Annotated in this window: 27 protein-coding genes, 2 tRNA genes and 1 pseudogene; 21 read left to right on the forward strand and 9 right to left on the reverse strand. The window is 67.6% G+C overall.

What is annotated here, in order from left to right:
• From AOZ13_RS07460 to AOZ13_RS07500, 9 genes and pseudogenes are all read left to right on the forward strand, one after another.
• Positions 1–1690, forward strand: a 1690-nt coding sequence (locus AOZ13_RS07460) for a V-type ATP synthase subunit I (RefSeq protein WP_049933972.1), incomplete at its 5' end; no start/stop codon positions are given.
• A 122-nt stretch (positions 1691–1812) separates the two neighbouring features.
• A complete protein-coding gene (locus tag AOZ13_RS14945) occupies positions 1813–1971 on the forward strand; it encodes an ATP synthase subunit K (RefSeq protein ID WP_044957293.1) in 159 nt (52 codons plus the stop codon).
• A 6-nt stretch (positions 1972–1977) separates the two neighbouring features.
• A complete protein-coding gene (locus AOZ13_RS07470; RefSeq protein ID WP_020221162.1) occupies positions 1978–2562 on the forward strand; it encodes a V-type ATP synthase subunit E in 585 nt (194 codons plus the stop codon).
• Positions 2559–3616: pseudogene (locus tag AOZ13_RS07475) on the forward strand (V-type ATP synthase subunit C). The gene AOZ13_RS07470 and the pseudogene AOZ13_RS07475 overlap by 4 nt, the downstream one beginning before the upstream one ends.
• Positions 3613–3954, forward strand: coding sequence for a V-type ATP synthase subunit F (locus AOZ13_RS07480; protein WP_020221160.1), 342 nt, complete (start codon positions 3613–3615; stop codon positions 3952–3954). The pseudogene AOZ13_RS07475 and the gene AOZ13_RS07480 overlap by 4 nt, the downstream one beginning before the upstream one ends.
• Positions 3951–5702, forward strand: coding sequence for an ATP synthase subunit A (locus tag AOZ13_RS07485; protein ID WP_020221159.1), 1752 nt, complete (start codon positions 3951–3953; stop codon positions 5700–5702). Before AOZ13_RS07480 ends, AOZ13_RS07485 begins: the two co-directional genes overlap by 4 nt.
• Positions 5702–7132: a V-type ATP synthase subunit B gene (locus AOZ13_RS07490; protein WP_020221158.1), complete on the forward strand. Its 1431-nt coding sequence runs from the start codon at positions 5702–5704 to the stop codon at positions 7130–7132. The genes AOZ13_RS07485 and AOZ13_RS07490 overlap by 1 nt, the downstream gene beginning before the upstream one ends.
• A 6-nt stretch (positions 7133–7138) precedes the next feature.
• A complete protein-coding gene (locus tag AOZ13_RS07495; protein WP_020221157.1) occupies positions 7139–7810 on the forward strand; it encodes a V-type ATP synthase subunit D in 672 nt (223 codons plus the stop codon).
• 52 nt (positions 7811–7862) lie between these two features.
• Positions 7863–8255, forward strand: coding sequence for a DUF6276 family protein (locus tag AOZ13_RS07500; protein ID WP_020221156.1), 393 nt, complete (start codon positions 7863–7865; stop codon positions 8253–8255).
• A gap of 30 nt (positions 8256–8285) precedes the next feature.
• Here AOZ13_RS07500 and AOZ13_RS07505 read toward each other — a convergent pair whose 3' ends face one another.
• The 5 genes from AOZ13_RS07505 to AOZ13_RS07520 form a co-directional block, all read right to left on the reverse strand.
• On the reverse strand, positions 8286–8543 hold the full coding sequence (locus AOZ13_RS07505) for a glutathione S-transferase N-terminal domain-containing protein (RefSeq protein ID WP_020221155.1): 258 nt from the start codon (positions 8541–8543) through the stop codon (positions 8286–8288).
• 283 nt (positions 8544–8826) lie between these two features.
• Positions 8827–10299 carry a heme-binding protein gene (locus AOZ13_RS07510; RefSeq protein WP_020221154.1) on the reverse strand — a complete coding sequence of 491 codons (1473 nt, stop codon included), beginning with the start codon at positions 10297–10299 and terminating at the stop codon, positions 8827–8829.
• A gap of 52 nt (positions 10300–10351) precedes the next feature.
• The gene (locus tag AOZ13_RS14950) at positions 10352–10765 is read right to left on the reverse strand and encodes a site-2 protease family protein (protein WP_234402854.1); all 414 of its coding nucleotides are present in this window, start codon (positions 10763–10765) and stop codon (positions 10352–10354) included.
• 8 nt (positions 10766–10773) lie between these two features.
• A complete protein-coding gene (locus tag AOZ13_RS07515) occupies positions 10774–12138 on the reverse strand; it encodes a site-2 protease family protein (RefSeq protein WP_234402855.1) in 1365 nt (454 codons plus the stop codon).
• A 295-nt stretch (positions 12139–12433) separates the two neighbouring features.
• Positions 12434–13108, reverse strand: coding sequence for a DUF502 domain-containing protein (locus tag AOZ13_RS07520; RefSeq protein ID WP_020221152.1), 675 nt, complete (start codon positions 13106–13108; stop codon positions 12434–12436).
• 123 nt (positions 13109–13231) lie between these two features.
• Here AOZ13_RS07520 and AOZ13_RS07525 point away from each other — a divergent pair, with 123 nt between their 5' ends.
• The 4 genes from AOZ13_RS07525 to AOZ13_RS07540 all read left to right on the forward strand — a co-directional run bounded on the left by AOZ13_RS07525 (position 13232) and on the right by AOZ13_RS07540 (position 16811).
• A complete protein-coding gene (locus AOZ13_RS07525) occupies positions 13232–13780 on the forward strand; it encodes a CDP-2,3-bis-(O-geranylgeranyl)-sn-glycerol synthase (RefSeq protein ID WP_021780242.1) in 549 nt (182 codons plus the stop codon).
• Positions 13781–13838: 58 nt separating this feature from the next.
• Positions 13839–14363, forward strand: a complete 525-nt coding sequence (gene pyrE / locus AOZ13_RS07530; RefSeq protein WP_021780243.1) for an orotate phosphoribosyltransferase — start codon at positions 13839–13841, stop codon at positions 14361–14363.
• Between the two features lie 179 nt (positions 14364–14542).
• On the forward strand, positions 14543–15256 hold the full coding sequence (locus AOZ13_RS07535; protein WP_020222199.1) for a phosphoribosyltransferase family protein: 714 nt from the start codon (positions 14543–14545) through the stop codon (positions 15254–15256).
• A gap of 136 nt (positions 15257–15392) precedes the next feature.
• Entirely contained in the window at positions 15393–16811 is a 1419-nt protein-coding gene (locus AOZ13_RS07540; protein ID WP_020222198.1) for an NCS2 family permease, read from the forward strand.
• Between the two features lie 404 nt (positions 16812–17215).
• On the opposite strand, the gene AOZ13_RS07545 is transcribed toward AOZ13_RS07540, so the two are convergent.
• A tRNA-Gly gene (locus tag AOZ13_RS07545) sits at positions 17216–17286 on the reverse strand.
• Positions 17287–17419: 133 nt separating this feature from the next.
• Between AOZ13_RS07545 and AOZ13_RS07550 the strand changes: the two genes are divergently transcribed.
• The 4 genes from AOZ13_RS07550 (at position 17420) to AOZ13_RS13955 (ending at position 20229) form a co-directional block, all read left to right on the forward strand.
• Positions 17420–18229, forward strand: a complete 810-nt coding sequence (locus AOZ13_RS07550) for an NAD+ synthase (RefSeq protein WP_020222197.1) — start codon at positions 17420–17422, stop codon at positions 18227–18229.
• Between the two features lie 75 nt (positions 18230–18304).
• Complete coding sequence (locus AOZ13_RS07555; RefSeq protein WP_021780244.1) at positions 18305–18976, forward strand: DUF7114 family protein; 672 nt, start codon at positions 18305–18307, stop codon at positions 18974–18976.
• 52 nt (positions 18977–19028) lie between these two features.
• Positions 19029–19100, forward strand: a tRNA-Thr gene (locus AOZ13_RS07560).
• Between the two features lie 463 nt (positions 19101–19563).
• A complete protein-coding gene (locus tag AOZ13_RS13955) occupies positions 19564–20229 on the forward strand; it encodes a hypothetical protein (protein WP_148286777.1) in 666 nt (221 codons plus the stop codon).
• 129 nt (positions 20230–20358) lie between these two features.
• Here the strand turns inward: AOZ13_RS13955 and AOZ13_RS07565 are convergent, their stop codons facing one another.
• Positions 20359–21051, reverse strand: a complete 693-nt coding sequence (locus AOZ13_RS07565; RefSeq protein ID WP_021780245.1) for a TOBE domain-containing protein — start codon at positions 21049–21051, stop codon at positions 20359–20361.
• Positions 21052–21111: 60 nt separating this feature from the next.
• On the opposite strand from AOZ13_RS07565, the gene AOZ13_RS07570 reads away from it, so the two are divergent.
• From AOZ13_RS07570 to AOZ13_RS07585, 4 genes are all read left to right on the forward strand, one after another.
• Positions 21112–22182 (forward strand): substrate-binding domain-containing protein, encoded by a 1071-nt coding sequence (locus tag AOZ13_RS07570; protein WP_020222857.1) that lies wholly within the window; start codon positions 21112–21114, stop codon positions 22180–22182.
• Between the two features lie 27 nt (positions 22183–22209).
• Positions 22210–23145, forward strand: a complete 936-nt coding sequence (locus AOZ13_RS07575) for an ABC transporter permease (protein WP_081706776.1) — start codon at positions 22210–22212, stop codon at positions 23143–23145.
• A complete protein-coding gene (locus tag AOZ13_RS07580) occupies positions 23145–24119 on the forward strand; it encodes an ABC transporter ATP-binding protein (RefSeq protein WP_021780247.1) in 975 nt (324 codons plus the stop codon). Before AOZ13_RS07575 ends, AOZ13_RS07580 begins: the two co-directional genes overlap by 1 nt.
• 127 nt (positions 24120–24246) lie before the next feature.
• A complete protein-coding gene (locus tag AOZ13_RS07585) occupies positions 24247–24768 on the forward strand; it encodes a DUF7384 family protein (protein ID WP_049933979.1) in 522 nt (173 codons plus the stop codon).
• Positions 24769–24783: 15 nt separating this feature from the next.
• Here AOZ13_RS07585 and rdgB read toward each other — a convergent pair whose 3' ends face one another.
• On the reverse strand, positions 24784–25323 hold the full coding sequence (rdgB, locus tag AOZ13_RS07590) for an RdgB/HAM1 family non-canonical purine NTP pyrophosphatase (RefSeq protein WP_020222515.1): 540 nt from the start codon (positions 25321–25323) through the stop codon (positions 24784–24786).
• A gap of 54 nt (positions 25324–25377) precedes the next feature.
• Entirely contained in the window at positions 25378–25647 is a 270-nt protein-coding gene (locus AOZ13_RS07595) for a DUF5808 domain-containing protein (protein WP_020222514.1), read from the reverse strand.
• Between the last annotated feature and the right edge of the window lie 163 nt (positions 25648–25810).

Genomic DNA, 25810 nt, shown 5'->3' on the forward strand with positions numbered 1-25810 from the left:
CGTCGGGCACGCGCTCGCGGACGCCGGACAGATCCAGTCCCACGAGGTGTTCACCGAGGGCGACGTCTTCGCGGCCGTCGCCTACCCCGAATCGGGCGCTTCCGAGGACGCCCTCTCGGAGGCCCTCGTCGGTCTCGACGTCGAGCGCTACGAGATCCCGGAGGCCGAGGGATCGCCCGCCGACCATCTCGAACGACTCGAACACCGCAAGCAGCAGCTCCAGTCGGACCTCGAGAGCGTCGAGAGCGAACTGCGGAGCCTCCGCCTCGAACACGCCGGCTTCCTTCTCGCGGCCGAGGAGAAGCTCAACATCGAGGTACAGAAGGCAGAGGCGCCGCTCAGCTTCGCGACGACGGAGCACGCCTTCTTCGCGGAGGGGTGGATTCCCACCAGCGACTACGAGTCGTACGCGTCCGCGCTGAAGGACGAACTCGGGGAGCGCATCGAGGTCGAGGAGCTCGAACGCGCCGACTACGAACCCGAGCGCGACGTCCCCGCCGCCGGGTTCGCGCCCGCCGGCGAGGAGGCCGAGGGCGAGGGGAAGCTCGCGACCGACGGCGGCGCGAACGCCGGGACCGCGGACGAACCCCCGGTCGTCCAGAACAATCCGTGGTTCGCGAAGCCGTTCGAAGTGCTCGTGCAGGCAATCAACCGGCCGAACTACCACGAGATCGATCCGACGATCGTGCTGTTCCTCACGTTCCCGCTGTTCTTCGGGTTCATGATCGGGGACATCGGCTACGGTGCCGTCTACGCGCTCGTCGGCTACGCGCTCTACACGCGCGTCGACTCCGAGGGCATCCGGTCGCTCGGATTCGTCGCCATCGTCGCCGGAATCGTGACGATGGTGTTCGGTATCCTCTACGGTGAGGTCTTCGGGATGCACCTGCCCTACGTGCCGCTTCTCAATCGCGGACTCGAACCCGGATTCGCCGACTGGGCGGAACTGTGGCTCCTCGCGTCCGTGCTCGCCGGTCTGGTCCACCTCACGGTGGGCTACGTCTTCGACTTCGTGAAACAGCTCACGCACGGCCCGAAGGACGCCGTCCTCGAGAGCGGATCGCTCGTCGTCGTCATGCTCGGGATCTGGCTCTGGGTGTTCAGCAAGCCGAAGACGATCCAGCCGGACTGGCTGATCGGGACCTCGAACGTCCTCAACGGCAACCCCGTTCCGCTCGGCTTCACCGGGTTCCCCGGTGTCGTCGGCGCCGTCGGACTCTGGATGATCCCGATCGGGCTCGTCCTCGCCTACTTCGGCGGCGGCGGCATCGAGGCCTACGAGGGTCTCGTGAACTCCATCACGCACGTCCTCTCCTACACGCGGCTCGGGGCGGAGGTGCTCGCGGAGGGCGGGATCGCGTTCGTCATCAATCTGCTCTTCTTCGGGGCGTACAGCCACGAGGGGGAGTATCACTACCTCGTCAATCAGACCGCGAGTGAAGCGCTCGCCCATCACTCCGAAGCCTCCGTCATGTTCCCGGGTCTCCTGCACAGCGGCGTCGTCGGAATCGTCGCCGGGATCGTGGTGCTCGTTCTCGGGCACCTCTTAGTCCTTGCCCTCGGCATCACCAGCGCCGGGATGCAGGCCATCCGTCTCGAATATGTGGAGTTCTTTGGGAAGTTTTATGAAGGCGGTGGGAAGAAATACGAACCGTTCGGCCACCAGCGAACCTACACCACGCAGGATTAACCAATAATGTACGAAACCCTCGTCGCAGCCATCAACATGCTCGGACTGATCGCACAGCAGAGCGCGGAAGCCGGCTCCACGGTCGCGTTCCCGCCCGCCGCGGCGCCGCACTCGGCGTCGGCATCGCCGCGCTCGGCGCGGGGATCGCGGAGGGCGGCATCGGCGCCGCCGCCGTCGGCGCCATCGCGGAGGACAGCGACTTCTTCGGTATCGGTCTGCTGTTCACCGTGCTTCCGGAGACGCTCGTCATCCTCGCGATCATCGTCATCTTCATCGTCTAAGCCACGATGAGCCTCGAAACGGTCGCGGAGGAAATCCGATCGGAGGCCGAGGAGACGGCCGACGCCATCCACAAGGACGCCGACGAACGGGCCGAAGAGATCATCGCGGAGGCCGAAGCGGACGCCGACGAAATCGTCGAGACGGCCGAAGCTGAGGTCGCGCAGGAGATCGACCAGCTGCGCGAGCAGGAACTCTCCAGCGCGAAGCTCGAAGCCAAACACGAACGGATGAGCGCCCGGCGCGAGGCGCTCGACGACGTCCGTGACCGTGTCGAGTCGCGTCTCACCGACCTCGACGCAGAGAAGCGCCGTTCGCTCACCGATTCGCTCCTCACCGACTCCCTCGCGGAGTTCGACGAGGACGAGCAGCTCGCCGTCCACTACGCGCCCGGCGACGAGGACCTCATCGCGGACCTCCTCGACGAGCGCTCGAACGTCACGACCGCCGGCGAGTACGACTGCCTCGGCGGCGTCGTCATCGAGAGCGAGAGTTCCCGCGTACGCGTGAAGAACACGTTCGACAGCGTCCTCGCGGACGTCTGGGAGGACGAACTGAAGGAAATATCGAACCGGCTGTTCGACGACCGATGAACGTCATCAGCCGCGACGCGTCGAACTACGCCTACGTGACGCCCGGGTGCGATCGCGGTGGGCGCTCCTGCTTGATGCCGACGAGTACGACACGCTCACCCGGATGGGTCCGAGCGAGATCGCTCGATTCCTCGGCGAGTCCGAGTACGGCCCGGAGATCGACGCGCTCGGGTCGCGATACTCCGGCGTCGATCTCGTCGAGCACGCGCTCAACCGGAACCTCGCCCGGCACTTCAACGACCTCCTCGAGTGGTCGCAGGGAACGCTCGCCGACCTCATCTCGCGCTATCTCCGGAAGTTCGACGCGTGGAACGTGAAGACGGCGATCCGAGGCGTCTACTCGGAGACGGACACGACCGTCATCGACGACGACTTCATCCGCGCCGGGCAGTTCGACGACGCGCTCCTCGCGACGCTCGAGGAGTGCACGTCTGTCGCGGAGGTCGTCGAGGCCCTCGCCGAGACCGTGTTCGGAGCGCCCCTCGACGACGCGCTCGACGACTTCGAGGAGACGGGCGCGCTCATTCCGCTCGAGAACGCCGTCGACCGGACGTTCTACGACGCTCTCCTCCGCGGGCTGAACGCCACGACGGAGAGCGGGACGCGGGAGTTCGTGAAGTTCCTGCGCGCCGAAGTCGACTTCCGGAACATCCGGAACGCGTTCCGGCTCGCGCGCAGCGGGGCGGACATCGATCCGGCGGACTACTACATCGAGGGTGGGCGCCTCTTCGAGGCGTCCGAGCTCGCGTCGCTCGTCGAGAACCGGGACGAACTCGTCGCGCGACTGCGCGAGAGCCGATACAGCGACGAGCTCGGGCCGGCGCTCGAACGGCTGGAGTCGGCGGACACCCTCATGGGGTTCGAGCACGCGCTCGACGCCTCGCTCCTCGGCTACGCCGATCACCTCTCGCACGTCTTTCCGCTCTCGGTCTGCCCGGTCCTCGCGTACGTCCTCGCGAAGGAGCGTGAGGTGGACAACGTCCGCGCGATCGCGCGCGGTCGCGAGGTGGACCTGAGCGGCGAGGAGATCGAACGCGAACTGGTGATTCTATGAGTCAGGAGATCGCCGTCGTCGGCACCGCGGAGTTCACGACGGGCTTTCGACTCGCGGGCGTTCGCGAGTTCCGGAACGTCCCGGAGGAGGACAAACCCGAGGATCTCGACGACGCGGTCCGCGACGTCTTCGACACCGATGACGTCGGGATCATCGTGATGCACGCCGACGATCTCGACTACCTCTCTCGGAGCGTTCGAGAGACCGTCGAGACGAGCGTCGAACCGACGGTCGTCACGATCGGCGGCGGTGCCGGCGGAAGCAGTGGAATGCGCGAACAGATAAAGCGGGCCATCGGGATCGACTTGATGGATCAGGACGAAGGTGCGAACGAATGAGTCAGACAGACACCGTAACAGACACCGGCGAAATCGCGAGCGTGAGCGGTCCGGTCGTGACCGCCACGGGCCTCACCGCCCAGATGAACGACGTCGTCTACGTCGGCGACGAAGGGCTGATGGGCGAGGTCATCGAGATAGAGGGCGATACGACGACGATTCAGGTGTACGAGGAGACGTCCGGGATCTCGCCGGGTCAACCGGTCGAGAACACGGGCGAACCCCTGACCGTCGACCTCGGTCCCGGGGTCCTCGACACCATCTACGACGGCGTTCAGCGCCCCCTTGACGTCCTCGAAGACGAGATGGGCGCGTTCCTCGACCGCGGGGTCGACTCTCCCGGGATCGATCTGGAGGCGTCGTGGGACTTCTCCCCGACGGTCTCCGCTGGCGACGTCGTCGAACCCGGCGACGTCGTCGGTACCGTCCCCGAGACGGTCAGCATCGAGCACAAGGTCCTCGTCCCCCCGGACTTCGAGGGCGGTGAGGTCGTCGAGGTCAACGATGGCGAGCACACCGTCACCGAACCCGTCGCGGTCCTCGACAACGGCGAGGAGGTGACGATGCATCAGGAGTGGCCGGTCCGTCAGGCCCGCCCCTCCGAGGAGAAGTTCACGCCGACCGAGCCGCTCATCACCGGCCAGCGCGTGCAGGACGGCCTCTTCCCCATCGCGAAGGGCGGGACGGCCGCGATTCCGGGACCGTTCGGTTCCGGGAAGACCGTCACACAACAGCAGCTCGCGAAGTGGTCGGACGCGGACATCGTCGTCTACATCGGCTGCGGCGAGCGCGGGAACGAGATGACGGAGGTCATCGAGGACTTCCCCGACCTCACGGACCCGAAGTCCGGGAACCCGCTGATGGCGCGGACGACGCTCATCGCGAACACCTCGAACATGCCGGTCGCGGCCCGCGAGTCCTGCATCTACACGGGCATCACCATCGCGGAGTTCTACCGCGACATGGGGTACGACGTCGCGCTGATGGCCGACTCCACTTCGCGGTGGGCGGAGGCGATGCGCGAGATTTCCTCCCGGCTGGAGGAGATGCCCGGTGAGGGCGGCTATCCCGCCTACCTCGCGGCGCGCCTCGCGCAGTTCTACGAGCGCGCCGGGCGCTTCGAGACGCTGCGCGGCGAGGAGGGGTCCGTCTCCGTCGTGGGCGCGGTCAGCCCGCCCGGTGGGGACTTCTCCGAGCCGGTCACGCAGAACACGCTGCGCATCGTGAAGACGTTCTGGGCGCTCGACGCTGACCTCGCCGAGAGCAGACACTTCCCGTCGATCAACTGGACGGAGTCCTACTCGCTCTACAAGGACCAGCTCGACCCGTGGTTCGAAGAGAACGTCGCGCCCGACTGGCCGGAGGAGCGTCAGTGGGCGGTCGACGTCCTCGACGAGGAGGACGAGCTGCAGGAGATCGTCCAGCTCGTCGGACGCGACGCGCTGCCCGACGACCAGCGCCTGACGCTCGACGTCGCGCGCTACCTCCGCGAGGCCTTCCTCCAGCAGGACGCGTTCCACGACGTCGACACCTTCTCGCCGCCGGAGAAGACGTACGAGATCCTCACCGCGATTCACACGTACAACGACGAGGCGTTCGCCGCCCTCGAGGCGGGGGCGCCGATCGAGGAGATCACCTCCATCGACGCCGCTCCGCGGCTCAACCGGATCGCGACGCAGGAGGAGTACGAGGAGTACGTCGAGGAGCTTGAGGCAGAGATCACGGAACAGCTGCAGGCTCTCTACTAATGAAAGAGTACCAGACAATCACCGAGGTCAGCGGCCCGCTGGTGTACGTCGAGACCGACGAACCCATCGGCTACGACGAGATCGTCGAAATCGAGACGCCGAGCGGCGAAGTCAAGCGCGGGCAGGTCCTCGAGACCGCAGAATCGTACGTCGCGATTCAGGTCTTCGAGGGAACGGAGGGCGTCGGTCAGGACGCCTCCGTCCGCTTCCTTGGCGAGACGCTCAAGCTCCCGGTCACCGAGGACCTCCTCGGCCGCGTGCTTGATGGCTCCGGGAACCCCATCGACGGCGGTCCGGAGATCGTCCCGGACGAGCGCCGCGACATCGTCGGCGCCGCGATCAACCCGACGGCCCGCGAGTACCCCGAGGAGTTCATCCAGACGGGGATCTCCGCGATCGACGGCATGAACACGCTCGTACGCGGGCAGAAGCTCCCGATCTTCAGCGCGTCGGGGCTGCCCCACAGCGAGCTCGCACTCCAGATCGCCCGGCAGGCGAGCGTCCCCGAGGACGTCGCCGACGAGGGCGAGGAGACGGAGTTCGCCGTCGTCTTCGCCGGCATGGGCATCACGCAGGAGGAGGCCAACGAGTTCATGGACGACTTCGAGCGCACGGGCGCGCTCGAACGCTCCGTCGTCTTCCTCAACCTCGCGGACGATCCCGCCGTCGAGCGGACCGTCACGCCGCGGATGGCGCTGACCACCGCCGAGTACCTCGCCTTCGAGGAGGGATACCACGTCCTCACGATCCTCACGGACATGACGAACTACTGCGAGGCGCTGCGCGAGATCGGTGCCGCCCGCGAGGAGGTGCCGGGACGCCGCGGCTATCCGGGATACATGTACACGGACCTCGCCCAGCTCTACGAGCGCGCCGGGCGCCTGCAGGGCGAGGAGGGGTCCGTCACGCAGATCCCGATCCTCACGATGCCGGGGGACGACGACACGCACCCGATCCCGGACCTGACGGGGTACATCACCGAGGGGCAGATCATGCTCGGCCGCGAGCTGAACAGTCAGGGCGTCGAGCCGCCCATCGACGTGCTCCCGTCGCTCTCCCGCCTGATGGACGACGGGATCGGCGAGGGGGTCACTCGCGCCGACCACAGCGGGGTCTCCGATCAGCTCTTCGCCTCCTACGCGGAGGGGAAGGATCTGCGCGACCTCGTGAACATCGTCGGGCGCGAGGCGCTCGACGAGCGCGACAACAAGGTCCTCGACTTCGCCGAGGCCTTCGAGGGGGAGTTCGTCGATCAGGGCTTCCACACGAACCGCGACGTCGAGGACACGCTCGACATCGCGTGGGACGTCCTCTCGATCCTCCCGAAGAACGAGCTCTCGCGCATCGACGAGGAGTTCATCGAGGAGTACTACGAGGGCGACGAGTCGGTCGCCGGGGACGAGACCGAGACCGAGGAAGCGGAGGCCTGATCGACGATGGCCGAGGACGTCAAGCCGACGCGCAAGAACCTGATGGAGATCGAGGATCGAATCGACCTCTCCGAGCGGGGCCACGACACGCTCGAACAGAAGCGTGACGGCCTCATCATGGAGTTCATGGACATCCTCGATCAGGCCCAAGACGTCCGCGAGGACTTAGAGCGGGACTTCGAGGACGCCCAGCAGACGATCAACATGGCGCGTGCCATGGAGGGCGACGTCGCGGTCCGCGGTGCGGCGGCGGCGCTCAAGGAGCACCCCGAGATCACGGTCCGCTCCAACAACATCATGGGCGTGGTCGTCCCGCAGATCGAGGCCTCGCGCGTCAGGAAGAGCCTCGATCAGCGCGGATACGGCGTCATCGGCACGAGTTCCCGCATCGACGAGGCCGCGGAGGCCTACGAGGAACTCCTCGAGACCATCGTCCTCGCCGCGGAGGTCGAGACGGCGATGAAGAAGCTCTTGGACGAGATCGAGAGCACGAAACGCCGCGTCAACGCCCTCGAGTTCACCGTCCTCCCGGACCTCTACGAGTCCGAGGACTACATCGAGCAGAAGCTCGAAGAGCAGGAGCGCGAGGAGATCTTCCGGATGAAGAAGGTCAAGGACAAGAAGGAAGAGGAGGAGCGCGCGAGCGACGCGGGCGCCGACGCCGGCACCGCCGACTGACGGCCGCGTCGCCGACCCCATCGTTCTTCACCGTCGCGCGGCGAGTGACATTATGCCCTGTCAGCGCTGTGGCGCCCCCACGCTCTCGTTTCCCACCCCGGCCGACCTCCGCGCCCACCTGCCGGACGACCGCGCGGGCGCGACGATCTGTACGCGCTGTCTCGCCGTCGCGCCGAGCGACGAGCCGCCGAGCGACGTCCCGGACTTCCGCCCCGTCAGCGACGCATTCCCGCGAAACGAGGAGGCGGCGGTTGCGCTCGCCTGTCTGCTCGCCCTCCTCGACTCGCTCGTCCTCTACCGCGACGAAATCGATGCCGTCGCGACGTACGCGGAGACGCATGGAACGGACGTGCTCCGCTTCCTCGAACGCCTCGACGCCGACGACGACCTGAAACCCCACTTCGACGTCGCGCGCCGGACGCGACAGCTCGAACAGCTCATATGAACGCCGCGACGCGCGTGGTGAGCCGTCTCCCTAGTAGTGCTCGTCGAGGTAGTCGACGATGTCGTCGCTCTCGTACATCGTGACCTCGCGCGCGGTGTCGACGAGGTAGGGGATCTGGTCCTCGCCACCGGCGACGAGTTCGTCGTGCGTGACCCCGTTCGTGACGTCGCCGCCGTGACCGCCGGGAAGGCGGGGATTGTGGATGACGTAGGAGACGCCGAGTTCGCTGAGCTTCTGGCGGACCTTCTCGCAGTGCGGACACCCCTCGGACTGGTAGAGTTCGAGCATACGGGAGGGACGAGGACGAGCGACGGCAAAAGAGATGGCGTCGCGGCGAATGCGTCCCCCTCCGCGCCGCGCGCCCGCCCGATCCGGAGCGCGGAGTGAAAGTGAACGATCGACGCACTATCCCATCGTAGTCATGCGGTTTCCACGCGAAGGGACGGGGTCGGGAGACGACGCGGACGCGCGATCGTCGCAATCGCGGCACGCGCGAAACCGGTGCGTTTCTTTCGGTGAACTACCCCACCCTCAAGCGCGAGCGGTCAGGCGAGCGGTAGGGTGGGGTAGTTCACGCGAGGAAGACGTGTCGCGGGCGATCGGCGAGGACGTCGCGGCCCCACGAGACGGTGTCGCTGAACGCCTCGGAGCGGAAGAAGTCCATGGCGTCCTCCTTGGACTCCCACTGGCTGGCGATGAACATGTCGTTCTCGTCGTCGACGTTCGCGAGGAGGTCGGTTTCGAGGTGGCCCTCCATGTCGGCGAGCAGGTCGCCGACTTCGCCGAAGGTGTCCACGAACTCCTCGCGGTACTCGGGCTTCACGGTGTAGAACATCCCCATCGTCCCCCAGCCGTCGTCGCGCTCGCCGGCCTTCCGAGTGACCTCGGGGAGGTCGGTCAGGAAGCCCGCGGCGGTGTCGGCCGCGGACTGGGTGTCCCAGAGGCTGACGACGGCGTGCTCCGCGTCGCCCTCGTAGACGCTCGTGCGGACGTGCGTGTCGTAGTGGTCGAAGCTCTCGGCGAGGTCCTCGACCTCGTCCGTGAGACCGTCGACGTCGGCCTCGGAGTAGACGACGACGGCGTAGACGTCCTCGCCGTGCGGTTGGCCGGCGTAGACGTCGAGGTCTTCGAGTTCGTCGCGGATGTCCCCCTCCTCCTCGGTATCCCCGTGGTCGTCGCCGTGGTGGCCTTCCTCGTGTTCGTGATGACCGCCCTCGCTATGGCGTCCATTTTCGCCGCGTCCGCGGTCGCCGTCGCCGTGCTCGGACGTCGGGACGCGATCGCCGGCCATGACGGCGGGGAGATCGCTCGGCGGGAAGCGCCGGCCGACATAGAAGGACCCGAACTCGCCGTACTTCGACGTCGCCTCGTCGAAGCGCATCTCGTAGACGATGTCCTTCAGATCGACGGGATCGCTCCCGAAGAGCGTCACTCCCCACTCCCAGTCGTCGAGTCCGACGGAGGAGGCGATGACCTGTCGGATCTTCCCCGCGTAGTCGCGACCGACGTCGCCGTGCCCGCTCATTAGCTCGGCGCGCTCCTCGTAGTCGAGGTCGTACCAGTTGTGCTCGGGTCCGCGACGCTTGCTCATCGGATAGAAGCAGACGTACGTATCGTCGGGCACGTCGGGCGTGAGCTTCCCCTCGATGTAGCGCCGGACGCCCGCGTCGACCCTCTCCGGGTCCTCGAAGTACTCGTCGCTGACGTACCCGGAGACCTCGGTCACGGAGACGTAGGAGTAGGAGCGTTCCGTGTACTCCGCGAACGCCGTGGACTCGAACGAGCGTTCGATGGCGTCGAGATCGTCGAGTTCGGGGCGGAAGTGCACGAAGAGCAGGTCGGCCTCGTGGCCGAGCATGCTGAACGCGGCGGAGTCCCCCTCCGTCGCGTCGGCGAGCGCCTCGCGGTCCGCGAGGAACGCTTCTGCCTCCTCAAGGGCGCGTTCGCGCTCGCGTTCGGGCGCGTCCCGCCACGCATCCCAGTCGATCGTCCGGAAGTCGTGGAGGGAGAACCATCCCTCCGCCGTCTCGGGCGCGTCTACCATGCTCGCCCGTTGGGATGGCTGGCCCAAGGGTCTTTCCAGTCCGGCGTGCGCCTCACCCGAGGAGTCGCGGACCGAAGACGAGCAACAGCAGGCTGACGGCCATGACGAGTCCGATCCCCGTCGTCACCGCGCGGACGGCCCGGCGTTTCTCCGCGATCGGGAGCCGCGAGACCACGGCCTCCGCGCTCGTGCGCAGGAGGTGACCGCCGTCGAGCGGGAACGCCGGGATGCAGTTGAAGAACGCGAGGTTGAGGTTGATCCACCCGGTCCAGAAGAGGACGTTCGCGAGCAGGAACGCCCCGCCGCCGAGCGCCGCGAGCGGACCCTCGACGGTGAAGAAGTTGAGGTTCCAGCCGTAGAACCCGGCGAAGTTGAACGCGAGCGACTGATCGACGAGGCTGATGAACGGCAGGATGAGCGTCGCGGCGACCGCCCGGACGAACCCGCCGATCCCGTGGCCCGTCATCGCCCCGCTCACGTAGCGAGGTACGATTGCGCCTCGTAGAGGTGGACTCCGAAGTCGGTGAACGACAGCCCGGACGTCCCGTACGTCCCGAGGACGCCGAGGAAGCCGACGTCCGCGTTCGGGTTGGTCCCGAGCGTCACCGTTCGATCGACGAACGTCCCGTTCACGTACGCGGTCAGCGAGACGGTGCCGCCGGGTTCGGTGTCGGATAACGCGTCACTCACGTCCTCGTACGCCGTGACGCGCCGGCCGTCGAGACGCGTGATCACCAGCGGCTCGCCCGTCGGGAGGTCGGTCGACGCCGCCGTCGGTCCGTCCGGTTGCACGACGACGAGCGCGCCGATGGGACCCGTCACCGTCGTCGTTGCCCCCGACGTGCCGTTCGTCAGCGTCAGCGCCGCGAGCGAGCGGTTCGCGACCGCGTCCGCGAACCCGGCGCGCGTGTAGACCGGCGTCCCGTTCACCGCGGTGACGGTCGTGTTCCGCGAGACGGACGCGAACGGTCCGTCGGTCGGCGCCGCCCGCACCATGAGCGATCGGTTCACGGACGTCGTCTCCCCCGACGCGAGTTCGACCGGGACGCGACGCGTCGCGGTGTTCGCGAGCGTCTCCTCGAACGCCGAGTTGTTCGCGATCGAGTGGTTCCCGACCGAGACGATGCGATCGCCCTGTCCGATTCCGGCCTGCGAGGCGGGCGACGCCGCGAACGCGCCGCCGACCGCCGCGCCCGATGCCACCGAGATGCTCCCCGCGACGGGACCGAAGAGCAGGAGGAAGGCCAGCGCCGTCAGGACGAAGTTGTTCGTCACGCCCGCCGCGAACATCCGCGCTTTCGATCCGCGCGCGGCCTCCCGCTGGCTCTCCTCGTCCGGCTCGACGAACGCGCCCATCGGCACGATCGTCAGGAGGACGACACCCATCGACGCGACGTCGATGTCCTCGACGCGGCAGAGGATCCCGTGCCCCCCCTCGTGGACGACCATCCCGATCAGGAGCCCGAGGACGATCTCGGGCGCGACGTCGAGCGGGAGGAAGTCGTTCACCCCCGGGATGACGAGGACGTTCCGCGGTTGGGAGACCGGTGACGTCGCCGTCGGCGGGTGTTGGACGATACTCAGCGCGCTCACGACGAGGAACGCGAACATCGCGACGCCGACCGCGAGCGCCGCGCCGAGTCCGAGATTCCCCCACGCGCGCCACGCCCGCTTTGGCGCTGCGATTCGATTCAGGAGGGCGCGACCGCGTTTCGTGTGGACCGTCAGCAGCGGTCCCATCGTCCCGACGTACTCGGGGAGGCGCCCGTTCCGATCCAGCGTCGCCACTCCCGCCCACACGATCAACACGGCAGCGAGAATCCACAGCCACGCGTCCATCGATCCTCCCTTTCGGTGCCGCACCGATAAGCCTACCCAACGACCTTTTTCCCGTTCGGGTCGCGCTCCGCGACCGCTCACGGCAAAAAGCTCGACCATCGACAGAAATCGAAGATCTCTGCCTATGCAGCGAGACGGCGTCGCCGTCTCGCACGCAAAAAGACCCGCGGATCGCTCCGCGCTCGCGGTCGGAAGGTCCCCGCTCCGCGCGACCGCCCAAGCCGCTCCGCGCGACCACCCAAGCCGCTCCGCGACCGCCCAAGAGGCCGCTTCGTTCAAATCGACGCCCTCTCGATCAGTTCGCGTCGCCGTCCCGTCCTCGCTCTCCGCCCCGTTCGTTCGCCGTCCCGTTCTCGCCCTTCTCGTCCGTCGCTTCGCCCGCATCATCGAAGTACCGGCCGACGTCGCTCGAGCCGCTGGTGCTGTTGCCGAACCCCGCCGAGAGAACGCGCGTGAGGGCGTCCTCCGCACTCTCGTTCGTCTCGATGATGTCCTCGGGATCGACCTCGACGACGTACCCCGACGTGATGTTCGGCGACGTCGGGATGAAGACGATCTCGCGGCCGTCCGCGGCGCGCTGACCGGTGCGGAAGCCAGTCATCCGCATCCCGCCCCACGGCTCGACCTTCACGGGCTTCTGGAACTCCTCGGTGCCGTTCAGCGCCGTCTCGACCGCCATCTTCGAGGCGTTGTAGACGATTCGGAGCCCGGGTATGTACCCCATCGCGTCGTCGAGGCGGTCCTCCAAGAAGCGTCCGAGCGCCGTCCGCATCAGGTAGCCGACGGCGAACACCACGAGGACGAAGACGACGATCGACAGCACGACCGCGAGATAGGGGTTGTGCAGGTGCGTCGCGACGAGCGCGAGACCGGCGATCTTGGCGAACACCCAGTAGATGATGTAGAGGGTGACGACGACGGGGATGACGACGATGAGACCGCTCGCCGCGTCGCGCTTCCACGAGGTCATTGTCGAGGCATTCGCCTTGTCCGCCGATAAACGTCTAGCGTCCGCGGGCGCCTCGGCGACCTCTCCCCCTCTGACGAGGGCGAGACCTAAGGCGTTAAGCGTTCGGCGCCGCTCCTCGGAGCCATGCACGCAGTCGAGGCCATCGTCACCGCGTTCTGGGCGATGCTCCCCGCGTACGTCCCGAACAACGCGGCCGTCCTCGCGGGCGGCGGCCGCCCGATCGACGGCGGCCGGACGTGGCGCGACGGGAACCGACTCCTCGGCGACGGCAAGACGTGGCGCGGCACCGCGATCGGGACGATCGCCGGCGCCGCCCTCGCGGCCGCCCTCAACGCCGTCGCGCCCGCGGTCTCGGGCGCCATCGGCGTCCCAATCCCCCGCTTCCCGCCGCTCGCCCTCCTCACGCTCCCGTTCGGGGCGATGCTCGGCGACATCCTCGCCTCGTTCATCAAGCGTCGCAGCGGTCGCGAGCGCGGCGCGGCGTTCCCGCTCCTCGATCAACTCGACTTCGTCGTCGTCGCCCTCGCGTTGACTGCCGGCGCCGTCCCCGGCTGGTTCCGCGAGACGTTCACGCTCACCGTCGTCGTCGTCGTGCTCGTCCTCACGCCCGCCCTCCACGTCCTCACGAACGGCGTCGCCTACCTCCTCGACCTGAAGGACGAACCGTGGTAGTCGACCGGTCGTCGCGCAATCGCGTCGCTTATCGGCCTCGCTCCCGCCAGTTCGGCCAATGACGGACGACGAGCTCATTGCGGCCCTGCAGGACGCCGACGCGGTCCAGTACGGCGAATTCGAGTTGTCGCACGGCGGCACCTCGGAGTACTACGTCGATAAGTACCTCTTCGAGACCGATCCGCGCTGTCTGCGCCTCATCGCGGAGGCGTTCGCGGAGCGGGTGAGTGGCGACGCGAAGCTCGGCGGCGTCGCCCTCGGCGGCGTCCCACTCGCCGCCGCGACCGCCGTCACGGCCGACGCCCCCTACGTCATCGCGCGCAAGAAGGCCAAGGAGTACGGCACCGCGAACCGCATCGAGGGGCGTCTCGACGAGGGCGAGGAGGTCGTCGTCGTCGAGGACATCGCCACGACCGGTCAGTCGGCCGTGGACGCCGTCGAAGCGCTGCGCGACGCCGGCGCGGAGGTGAACCGCGCGCTCCTCGTCGTCGATCGCGAGGAGGGCGGCGCCGCCCTCCTCGACGAGCACGGCGTCGAGATGGAGGCCCTCGTCACCGCGAGCGACCTCCTCGGCGGGGAGTGAGACGGCCCTCGAGTCGATCCGGTCGACGACGAGGGGCGCGCCGATGCACCCGCGATCGGCGCGTGACGGGTCCGCGACGGCCACGCGGAGACTACCGTATTGCACGTTTGCGTAACGCTGTCGTTCTTCGCTGAGATACGATTCGAGATATTCATAGTTCCGCAATCGTGAATAGAACTATGAACCGCGCAGAGAAGGCCGCCCTTCAGTTGCAGGCCGTCTCCGTGCTCCGGACGCTGAAGGAGACACGAACGTACGACGAGCTCGCGGACGAGACGGACCTCCCGGCGGGCGACCTGAACCGCTACGTGAACGGCCACGTCCTCCCGAGCGCCGACCGCGCCCGCGCCGTCGTCTCCGAGGTCGGCGAGCGCGTCCTCCGCGAGGAACTCGAGGAGCGCGTCCGCCTCGACGAGGAGGGATACGTCGACAACTCCGGCGTCGTCTTCGATCAGGCGTTCCTCGATCTGGTCGCGCCCGTCGCCGCCGAATCCTTCGACTTCGATCGCCCGGACGTCGTTCTCACCGCCGCGACCGACGGCATCACGCTCGCCGCCGCGCTCGCCTCCTACTACGACGCGCGCTGCGCCTACGCGAAGAAGTCCAAGGAGACGGCCGTCGACGCGTTCATCGAGGCCCGCCAGCGCCTCGAATCCGGCATCGAACTCACTTACTACCTCCCGTCATCGGCCGTGGACGCCGGCGAGTCCGTCCTCGTCGTCGACGACCTCATCCGCTCCGGCGAGACGCAGGAGCTCCTCCTCGACATCGTCGCCGCCGCCGAGGCCGACGTCGCGGGCGTCTTCGCGCTCATCGCCGCCGGCGACGAGGGCATCGAGCGCGCACGCGACCGCACGGACGCCCCGACCGGCGCGCTCGTCGCCCTCGACTGACGCGGCGTCGCGCGGTGTCGAACACCACACGTTCGTGTCGAACTCGGAGACTACACCCCGACATACCGCCATGTTTGTGCGACCGAGTTGGTAACGGTTAAGGCCGCACGACGGGCTATCCACGGACAGACCATCAATGGGGTTCACGGATTCGCTCGCGGACTACTTCGGCTTCGAGGAGCACGATACAGATCTACGCACGGAGGTCATCGCCGGGATCACGACCTTCCTCGCGATGGCGTACATCGTCGTCGTCAACCCGACCGTCCTCGCGAGCGCGATACAGATTCAGGGAGTCTCGAGCGACGCGGTCTACCAGATGATCGCCGTCGTCACGCTCCTCGCGTCCGCCGTCGCGATGCTCGTGATGGCGTTCTACGCGAACCGGCCGTTCGGTCTCGCGCCCGGTCTCGGTCTCAACGCCTTCTTCGCGTACACCGTCGTCGGGGCCCTCGGCATCCCGTGGCAGACCGGTCTCGCCGCCGTCGTCACCGAGGGCGTGATCTTCATTCTCCTCACGCTCGTCGGCGCCCGCGAGTACGTCATCCGGCTCTTCCCCGAACCCGTCAAGTTCGCCGTCGGTACCGGGATCGGGCTCTTCCTCGCCATCATCGGTCTCAACGCGATGGGGATCGTCATCGGTGACGGCGGCACGATCGTCGCGCTCGGTCCCGTCGCCTCGAACCCCGTGTCCATCCTCGCCGTGATCGGCCTCTTCGTCACCCTCGCGCTCTACGCCCGCGGCGTCAAGGGATCCATCGTCATCGGCATCGTCGGGACGACCGTCCTCGGCGCGCTCCTCACCTTCGCCGGCGTCGTCGATCCGGGCGTCCTCATCGGGAAGTGGATCCAGCCCGGTGGCTTCCAGCCCAGCGCCTTCCCGCAGGCCACCTACGACATCTCGCCGCTCGTCGGCTCCTTCGTGCAGGGCTTCCGGAACGTCGAGCCGTTCGGCTTCGCGCTCGTCGTCTTCACCTTCTTCTTCGTCGACTTCTTCGACACCGCGGGCACGCTCGTCGGCGTCGGCCAGATCGGTGGCTTCCTCGACGACGACGGCAATCTCCCCGACATCGACAAGCCCCTGATGGCGGACGCCGTCGGCACGACGGTCGGCGGCGTCCTCGGCACCACCACCGTCACCACCTTCGTCGAATCCGCGACCGGCGTCGAGGAGGGCGGACGCACCGGGATGACCGCGCTCGTCGTCGCCGTCCTCTTCCTCGTCTCGCTCGTCTTCGTCCCGCTCGCGGCCGCGATCCCGCAGTACGCCGGCCACATCGCGCTCGTCGTCGTCGGCGTCCTCATGCTCTCGAACGTCACCAACGTGGACTGGGACGACCCAACTCACTCCATCCCCGCCGCGCTCACCATCATCGTCATGCCGTTCGCCTACTCCATCGCGTACGGCATCGCCGCCGGCATCGTCGCCTACCCCGTCGTCAAGGTCGCGACCGGCGAGAGCGACGACGTCCGCCTCGGCCAGTGGCTCCTCGCCCTCGCCTTCGTCGTCTACTTCGTCGTCCGCACCAGCGGCATCCTCTCACAGGCCATCTGAGGGCGACCGCGCGGACATCGTCTCGTTCGATCCGACGACAGACGGGCCACGAAGAGGAACACAGGCGGTCGCGGTACCGTATCGGAGGCAGTTGCGGTACTGTCTGGGAAGCGGTCGCGGTTCTGCTTCGAGCGGCTAGATACTGTACCGCGAGCCTTCGGCTCGCGAGAGCTTTTCACCTCCGCGAGATCCAGGGATCTCGCTGATCCCGCGCGAACGGCGTTCGCGCGGACCGTGCTTTTGCGGCGAGCGGTTCGCGAAGCGAACTCGAGCCGCAAAAAGATGGAAATGCACCGGCCGGGAATTGAACAGCGTCGGACGGTCGCCTCGCGCCGCTCGGCGCTGCGACTGACTGGCTCAATTCCGACGGGCGATTTCACTGCTCACTCCGTTCGCAGCAGCAATGCACCGGCCGGGAATTGAACCCGGGCTATGAGCTTGGGAAGCTCATGTCCTACCACTAGACCACCGGTGCACACTTCGTGTGCGCCGTGCGTCGCATCGTAGTCCATTCTCCCACTTGAACGTAGCGTTTCGCAGATGGACGCGCGTCCACTCGTCGCGGGGCGGCGAGTGGGTTTTAGTCATCGCCGGGTGTAGCTTGCCGTATGACGGAAATCGAGCCGCTCGACCTGCGTTTCTCGGAGGAGGAACTCGCCGCTGAACGCGCGCACATCGAGACGTTCATCGAGGGCCGACTCGACGCCGCGGGCGTCGAGCGCGCGGTCATCGGTCTCTCCGGCGGCGTCGACTCGACGACGACGGCGCACCTCGCGGTCGAGGCTCTCGGCGCGGAGAACGTCCACGGTCTCGTGATGCCGGGCGAGGTGAGCGACGCGGACAACATGAGCGATGCGGAGCGCGTCGCGGAGTCGCTCGGAATCGAGTACGATGTCCTCGAAATCAATCCCATCGTGGACGAGTTCCTCGACGCCGTCCCGGAGGCGGAGGGCGATACGCTCGCGGTCGGGAACGCCCGCGCGCGCTCGCGAGCGGTGCTACTCTACCTCGTCGCGAACCACGAGGAGGCGCTCGTGCTCGGCACGGGGAACCGCACGGAGGCGGCGATCGGCTACTTCACGAAGTACGGCGACGGCGCGGTCGACTGCCACCCGATCGGCAACCTCTACAAGCAGCAGGTCCGCCAGCTCGCCGCCGACCTCGGCGCGGCGACGGATCTCGTGGAGAAGACGCCGACGGCGGGTCTCTGGGCGGGCCAGACGGACGAGGCGGAGATCGGGATGGACTACGACACCCTCGACGCGATCATCGCGCTCACGATCGACGGGCAGGTCCCGCCGGAGGCGACCGCGGAGATCGCTGACACGACGGTCGAGAACGTCGAGCACGTTCGAGACCTCCACGCGGGGAGCGAGCACAAGCGCCACGTCCCGCCGGCACCGGACGCCCTCTTCTGAGCCGCGGAATCGGACGTGCGGCGGGCGTCCGGGCTTTCCAAAGGCCTTTGCCGTTCGCCGGGCTACGTCGGGGCAATGGAAGAGGCCGACCGGGCCCGGGCCGCCGCGCGCGAGGCGGTTCGGGACGTCGAACCGTCCGACCTCCAGACCGCGATGGCAGAGCGACTCTCCCGGTGTTCGGTCGTTCCCGGCGTTCTCGTCTTCCTCTCGGCCAGCGCCACGGCCGGCCGCGCCGACGGCGGACTCGCCGAGCGCGCCGCCGGCGTCCAACTCGTCTACGAGGGGCTCGCGCTCACCCGCGAACTCGTCGAGTCGGTGCCGTGGACGGCCGACGGGGACGACGCGGATCGGCCCGCCGACCTCGACGTCCTCGCCGCGGACGTCCTCGTCGCGAAGGGATTTCGCCTGCTCGCGCGGACGGAGGCCGCGGACGCGGCCGTACGTACCGTTCGGGAGTTCGGTCGCGAGCGGACGGACGCGCAGGCGGGCCGCGAGCCGACGGCGCGGAGCCTCGAAGCCTCCGTCTTCGATCTCGCCGCCGTCGCGGGTGCGAGCGCGGCGGGCACGGACGTCCCGTCCGGTCTCCGGCAGTACGCGGTCGGTCTCGCGGACTCGTGGGGCGATCCGCCGCTCGGATCCCCCGAGGACGTCCTCCCCGATCGCGCCGCCGAAGTCATGACTCGCGTCGCCGGCCCGTCCGCTCCCGATAGCGACGACGCGATCCGCCCCTCGGCGACCGACCACTGACGGCCGCGGATCGAAACCCCTAAAGTCGAAACCGGGCTACGAAAGAGTGCCTGCCTGGGTAGCTTAGCGGTAAAGCGCGTCCTTGGTAAGGACGAGAGCGCGGGTTCAAATCCCGCCCTAGGCTCTTCCTGCCGTACACGCCTTGTACGCTTGCCGTATTCGATTTGACAAACTGTCAGCACACGCAAATTAATCTGCGGACGGAGGCGAGATTGGCCCGAAAATGACCGGGTGCGCACCTCCACACGGACACCACGGATTTCGCTAAACCGAGACTGTGAGAAGGAACCAAATTCGCAGTCAAGAATATGATGAAACGCTATCGATGAGGAGAAGTCTCCGAGGGACTTCATCAATATTTTCCGCGATAATCGGCCGTGAACTACACAACCGAGAACGACCGTTCAGTCCTCTCCTTGATGCGTGGAAGCATTCAGAGACACAGATAAATGATGAATCGGGGATCGTTCAACACAATTTAATATTGAGTTAACTTACATTCAACACTATATATTTCACATCTATCTTTTGTTATTGGCCGACAAGTATTTCAGCATTTCATTAGTTGCTAGCGATACGTGAGTCAAATGATTGATCTTGACATTCACGCCGAAATGTCGCGTCGCACCCTGTTGAAAGTAGCCGGTGGAACAATTCTCGGTGGCGGGGCCGTGGCTACTGGTGTCTACTACACAAGCCAGCGTGCCCTCGCAGCAAGCGGCCTTACTGCTGAAGACGTTAGCGTGGAGTCCGCAAACGGGCAACTGGATGAACTTACCATTGCCCCCACAATTACTGTCCAATGGGAGAACTACCCGAGCGTGAGCCGTGTCGCCGTCCGGTTCCGTGCAGATGGCCCACAAAATAATGGTACAGTCATCGACTGGACAGACCAGTCGGTGAGTCGGAGACGTGGCCGAGGTCGTGGCGGCCAGTCGAGTGGAGACATGGATTTCGACCTTGAGACAGCGCACATGCTATCGAAACACGACGGCCCGCTCGATGCAAGTTCCTTCAATGCGGAGGGAGGGCAAGAAGCCCAAAATGACGTGACCGTTATGTTGGACGTGCGATTGTTCGACGGGGAGGGGAACACTATTGAGCAACGAACGCCGATCTTGGAAGTGACGTATACTGTTCGGGTCACAAATTTGGAGAGTGAGATCGCCGTTTCAGGCCGTCTAAATACGGGTGCGGAATGTATATCGACAGATAACTCGGTGTTGAGCGACTTCGAATGTTTGGTTAAATAAATTGAATGCCGTATTCTATGAATAGTTTCGAACAATTGAACCGAACCTTTCAGACAGTTCACCAGTACAACAAAACAAACTACCCGTTCGAGGTAGACTTCAGCTCAGTCATGGTTCTTCCGCGTCGCCTCACGTTTCCGTCGGCGTCGCACGTGTTGCGGTGGCTTTGAACGACGCGACGACGCGGCGTCCGGGTTCGACGGCGAGTCGTTCGACGCTGTCCGTCGTGAGCAACGCGTCCAGCGGTGTGTCGGCGCCGACGTCCACGACGACGCGAGCGACGGCGTCGCCGCTCTCGACGGCCGTGACGACGCCCTCGAAGCGGTTGCGCGCGCTCGTGGCGTCGGCTGTCGGTGTCGCGTCCGGGTCGTGGAGGGTGACGGCGTCGGCGCGGACGCTCACTTCCACGCGGTCGGCGTCCGGTGGGACGAGCGCCCGAATCTCGCCGGCGTCCGTGTCGACGACGCCGAGTTCGCCCGTCCGCTCGGTCACGGTGCCGTCGAGGACGGCGGCGGTCGTCTCGGCGGTGGCGGCGTAGCCGGTGCGCAGGCGCTCGAAACGCGCGAGTAGGGTGCGTGCTTCCTCGGTGAGCGTCGTGCCGCCGCCGCTGGGGCCGCCGCGCGTCCGCTCGACGAGCGGCCCGAAGGCGTCTTCGAGCGCGCCGAGGCGCTCGTGTGCGCGCGAGTACGACCGCCCGAGGCGCTCGCTCGCGGCGTTCAGCGATCCCGCGTCGTCGATGGCGCGGAGGAGCGCCGCGTCGCGCGCCCCGAACGCCACGTCGTCGCCGTGCAAACGCGCGTCGAACCCGGCGTCGGCGTCCATATGCCCCGTACCGCGCCCCGGAGCAAAACGGTTATGTCGCCGCGGGCGAGCGTTATATCCATGCCGAAACAACGGTCGCGTCGGGCGTTCCTCGCGGCGGCGGGCGCGTCGGGAATCGTCGGGCTTGCCGGCTGCGGTGGAAACGGCGGCGGAGCGAGTTCGGCGGGTGCGACGGGTTCGAGCACGGAATCGCCGACGGGCGAGTCGAGCACGTCGGCGAGCGGGTCGGGGGACGTGGGGGTCTTCCACGCTGGGAGTCTCACGGCCGCGTTCGAGGACCTCCAGCGGGGGTTCACGGATCAGTACGACGCGACGGTGAGTCAGGAGTCCGCGGGATCGGTCCGCTCGACGAAGAAGATCACGCAGCCGCCGCACAAGTCGGCGGACGTGCTCGCCGTCGCGGACTTCCGCCTCCTGCGCGACGACCTCCTCCCGACGTACGGCGACTGGTACGCCATCTTCGCGACGAACGCGATGACGCTCGCGTACACGGACGACTCGAAGCACGCGGACGAGTTCACGAGCGACAACTGGTGGAACGTCCTGACGCGCGACGACGTCTCCGTCGCGCACTCCGATCCCGCGGTCGATCCGAATGGGTACCGCTCGCTCATGTCGATGGATCTCGGCGCGATCCCGTTCCGAGGCGACGCGCTCTACGACGATTCGACCGCGAGCGCGCTGAAGGACAACGCGCACGTCCCGGCGAGCGACGAGGTCGATCTCCTGAGCCAACTCGAATCGGGCAAGATCGACTACGCGTGGGAGTATCAGTCCACGGGCGCGACCCACGACGTGCGGACGCTCGATCTCCAATCGTCCGTGGACCTCTCGAAGGCGACGAGCGCGTACGCCGACCACTACGCGAAGGCCACCGTGACGGCCGGCGGCACGACGTACACGGGCGCGCCCATCGCGTACGGCGTCTCCGTCCCGAGCACGGCCGAGCACGCCGATTGGGGCGCGACGTGGGTCTCGTACATGCTCGATGATGGCGCCGACGTCATCGCGAAGGACGGCTTCTCCGCGCTCGACGCCGCGGTCGTCCCGGAGTCGGCCGCGGACGCGGTCCCGGACGGCGTGATGGCGAACGCGAAAGCGAAGTCGGCGCTCGGCCCGCTGTCCCTCTGAGCCGTGTCCTCCTTCCGCGGCGGTGGCATGTCCGTCGACTCGCGCGCGCTCGCGCTCGCCGTCGCCGCCGTCCAGATCGCCGCGTTCGCGCTCGCCGGCGCGCTCGGACGCCCGACGTGGTACCTCGTCTTCGCCGTCGGTAGCGCCGGCGTCCTCGGCGCGCTCGCCGACCGCGGGTCGTTCGGCGTCGCGAGCGCGCTCCTCGGCGGCACGCTCCTCGTCGCGCTCGTCTACCCGCTCGTCGCGCTCGTCACCTTCACGACGCCGACGGCGGTGCTCGACGCGCTCGCCCGTCCGGACGTTCGGCGCACCCTCTACGTCTCCGTCTACGCGCCGCTGCTCGCCACCGGGTTCGCGACGGTGCTCGGCGTCCCGCTCGCGCTCCTCCTCCGCCGCGGCTTCCGCGGACAGGAGATCGTCGAGGCGTGCGTCGATCTCCCGCTCGTCGTCCCCCACAGCGTCGCCGGTCTCGCCGTCCTCCTCGCCTTCGGCGAGGGCCACGCCCTCCCGTGGCTCCCCGTCCTCGGCGCCGTCCCCGGTCTCGTGCTCGCGCTCGCGTTCGTCAGCGCGCCCTACGTCGTCAACGGCGCCCGGGAGGCCTTCGAGACCGTCGATCCCTCGATCGAACGCGCCGCGCGCTCGCTCGGCGCCGGCCGCTTCGAGGTCCTCCGCCGCGTCACCGTGCCGCTCGCCGCCCGCGGCGTCTTCTCCGGCGCCGTCCTCTCGTGGGCGCGCGCCGTCTCGGAGTACGGCGCCGTCGCCGTCGTCGCCTACAACGTCTCCGTCTTCTATCCGCCCGCCGACGAGCGCGTGCAGGCGATGTTCGGCTCCGTCTTCGTCGTTCGCGAACTCGACGTGGACTTCCGCTCGGCCGTCGCCGTCGCCGTCTGTCTGCTCGCCGTCTGCGTCGTCGTCTTCCTCGGCGTCCGCGCGCTCACCCGCGAGACGGGGAGGTGGTCGTAGTGCTCCGCTTCGACGTCCGCGCCGCCTTCCGCGACGAGGCCACGACGTTCGACGTCGCCGCGGATCTCGCCGTCGAGACCGGCGAGACGCTCTGCCTCCTCGGTCCCTCCGGGAGCGGGAAGACCCTCCTCCTCGAGCTCCTCGCGGGCTTCCACGGGTACGACGGGACGATCGCGCTCGACGGGCGTTCGCTCGAGGGACGCCCGCCCGAAGAGCGCGGTTTCGGCTTCGTCTTCCAAGACCACGCGCTCTTCCCGCATCGCTCCGTCCGCGAGAACGTCGCGTTCGGTCTCCGATACCACGACGACACCCGCGATCCGGACGCCCTCCTCGCGCGCTTCGGCGTCGCCGACCTCGCCGCGCGCTCCCCCGACACGCTCTCCGGCGGCGAAGCCCAGCGGGTCGCGCTCGCGCGCGCGCTCGCCGTCCGCCCCGACGCCTTCCTCCTCGACGAACCGCTCGCCGCGCTCGACGTGCCGACGCGCGAGCGCCTCCGCGACGACCTCGTCGACGCCCTCGCCGACGAGACCGCGGTGTACGTCACGCACGACCGGACGACCGCGCGCGCCGTCGCCGATCGCGTCGCCGTCCTCCGCGACGGGCGCGTCGCGCAGGTCGGTCCCGTCGATGCGGTCTTCGAACGCCCGACGGATCGCTTCGTCGCCGAGTTCACCGGCGCGACCGTCGTCCGCGGGACCGACCTCCCCGCCGCGCTCGACGCGCCGGCCGAACGCCTCGCCGTCCGCCCCGAACACGTCGACGTCGGTCTCGATACGCCGGCCGCCGCGCCCGCCCGCGTCACCCGCGTCGTCCGCGAGGACGCCGCCTATCGCGTCACGCTCGCCGTCGGCGACGCGACGCTCGTCGCCTATTCGTCCGAAGAACCCGACACCGAGACCACCGTCCGCGTCCCGCCCGACCGCTGGCACGTCCTCGCCGACGCCGACGGGTCGTCCGGCGACGACGGCGAGTGACACTTATCAGCGCGCCGCCCCTCGCCGTCGCGTATGGAACGCTGGGACGCGCTGTTCGACCGCGCCGCCGACTACGACGTCACGCTCGACGCCGTCAGCGATGTACTCGCCGAGCGCCGAGGTGACGATGACTGACGCGGCGGACGCCCGCGACGCGCTCGCCGACGGGGGGCGCGAACCGGACGCGCCGGACGTCTCGCGCGTCGTCGCCGACGCCGACGTCCTCGCCGCCGACCTCCTCGTGGGCGGCGCCGCCCGCGACGCACTCGACATCGCGCGCGCGCACTCGTGGGTCACGCTCGTCGCGAGCGACCCGCTTCTCGACGACGCGGAGACCGTGATCGCCGCCCTCGCCGACGTCGACCTCGCCGCCGACTGGCGCGAGAAGATCGGCTCTCTCGCGACGCTCGTCGAGCATCCCGCGGGCGATCACCCGGCGCTCGCCGCGGCCGCGCACGGCGACGCCGCCCACGTCCTCACCTTCGACGACGCGCTCCGGAACGCGAAGGCCAACGCGACCGTGAAGAAGTACGTCACGGTGAGCTTCACCGCGCCCGACGGCTTCGCGCGCCTCTTCGATCCCGAGCGCCTCCACCCCGAACTCGTCGGCGGCGCCTACCCCGGACCCGACCGCGATCCGCGCGCCTGATCGCCGTCGTCGGCGCTACTCCGCCGCCAGCCAGTCCGCGAGCTGCTCCAACGCGCGGCCGCGATGCGAGAGCTCGTTCTTCCGCGCCGTGCTCATCTCCGCGTACGTCTCGCCGTCGTGCTCGAAGATCGGATCGAAGCCGAAGCCGCCGGTCCCGCGCGGCGCGACGATCCGCCCCGGCACCGCGCCCTCGAACGTCTCGACCGTCTCGCCGTCCGCGTACGCGACCGCGCACCGGAACGCCGCCGAGCGATCGTCGAGGTCAGACGCCAACTCCCACACCCGCTCGATCCCGAGCGTGTCCTCGACGTACGAGGAGTACGGTCCCGGAAAGCCGTCGAGATCACTGATGAACAACCCCGAGTCGTCCACGATCACGGGGTCGTCGCCGCCCGCGGCCTCGCGGGACTCGCGCGCGCCGCGCGCCGCGATCTCGGCGAGGTCGTCGCTCTGGATCTCCGCGTAATCGTAGTCGAACTGCTCGACGTCGGCGTCGAGGTAGTCCGTGGCCTCGCGCACCTTTCCGTCGTTCGTCGTCACGAACAGCAGGCTCATGCGCGTATCGAGCGCCGCGGCGCTAAAAGAGGGTTCGAAAGCGTCGGAGCGAGCTTACTCGTCGACGACGACCTCGACGGCCTCGTCCTCCGAACTCTCCTCCTCGCCGCCCTTCTGCTGCTGCCAGAGGAGGACGCCCGCGACGGCGAGCACGATCCACGACCGCCAGTTCGCGAGGTTCAGCGTGTAGCCGACGCCGAACGGCTTCTCGACGAGCATCCCCTCGCCGGGCTGCCAGTACGCCTTCAGCATGTTCGACAGCGACGGCCGCTCGAAGTTGTACGGGACGCCGAACAGTTCGCCGGACGTGGGCTTCTCGGGCATATCGTGGGGTATGACGGGCGGTGGGAAGAAACTTTCCGCTTTCCTACCTGAATCAAGGAGAGAGTCCCGCCCTTTAGGGCGGGCGTGAATCCGACACTCCACGACACGAACCACGTTCGACGCTTACTCCGGGGTATCCTCCCTGACTTTCTTCTCTCCTTCG

Source organism: Halarchaeum acidiphilum MH1-52-1, assembly GCF_000474235.1.
GTDB classification, from domain to species: Archaea; Halobacteriota; Halobacteria; order Halobacteriales; family Halobacteriaceae; genus Halarchaeum; species Halarchaeum acidiphilum.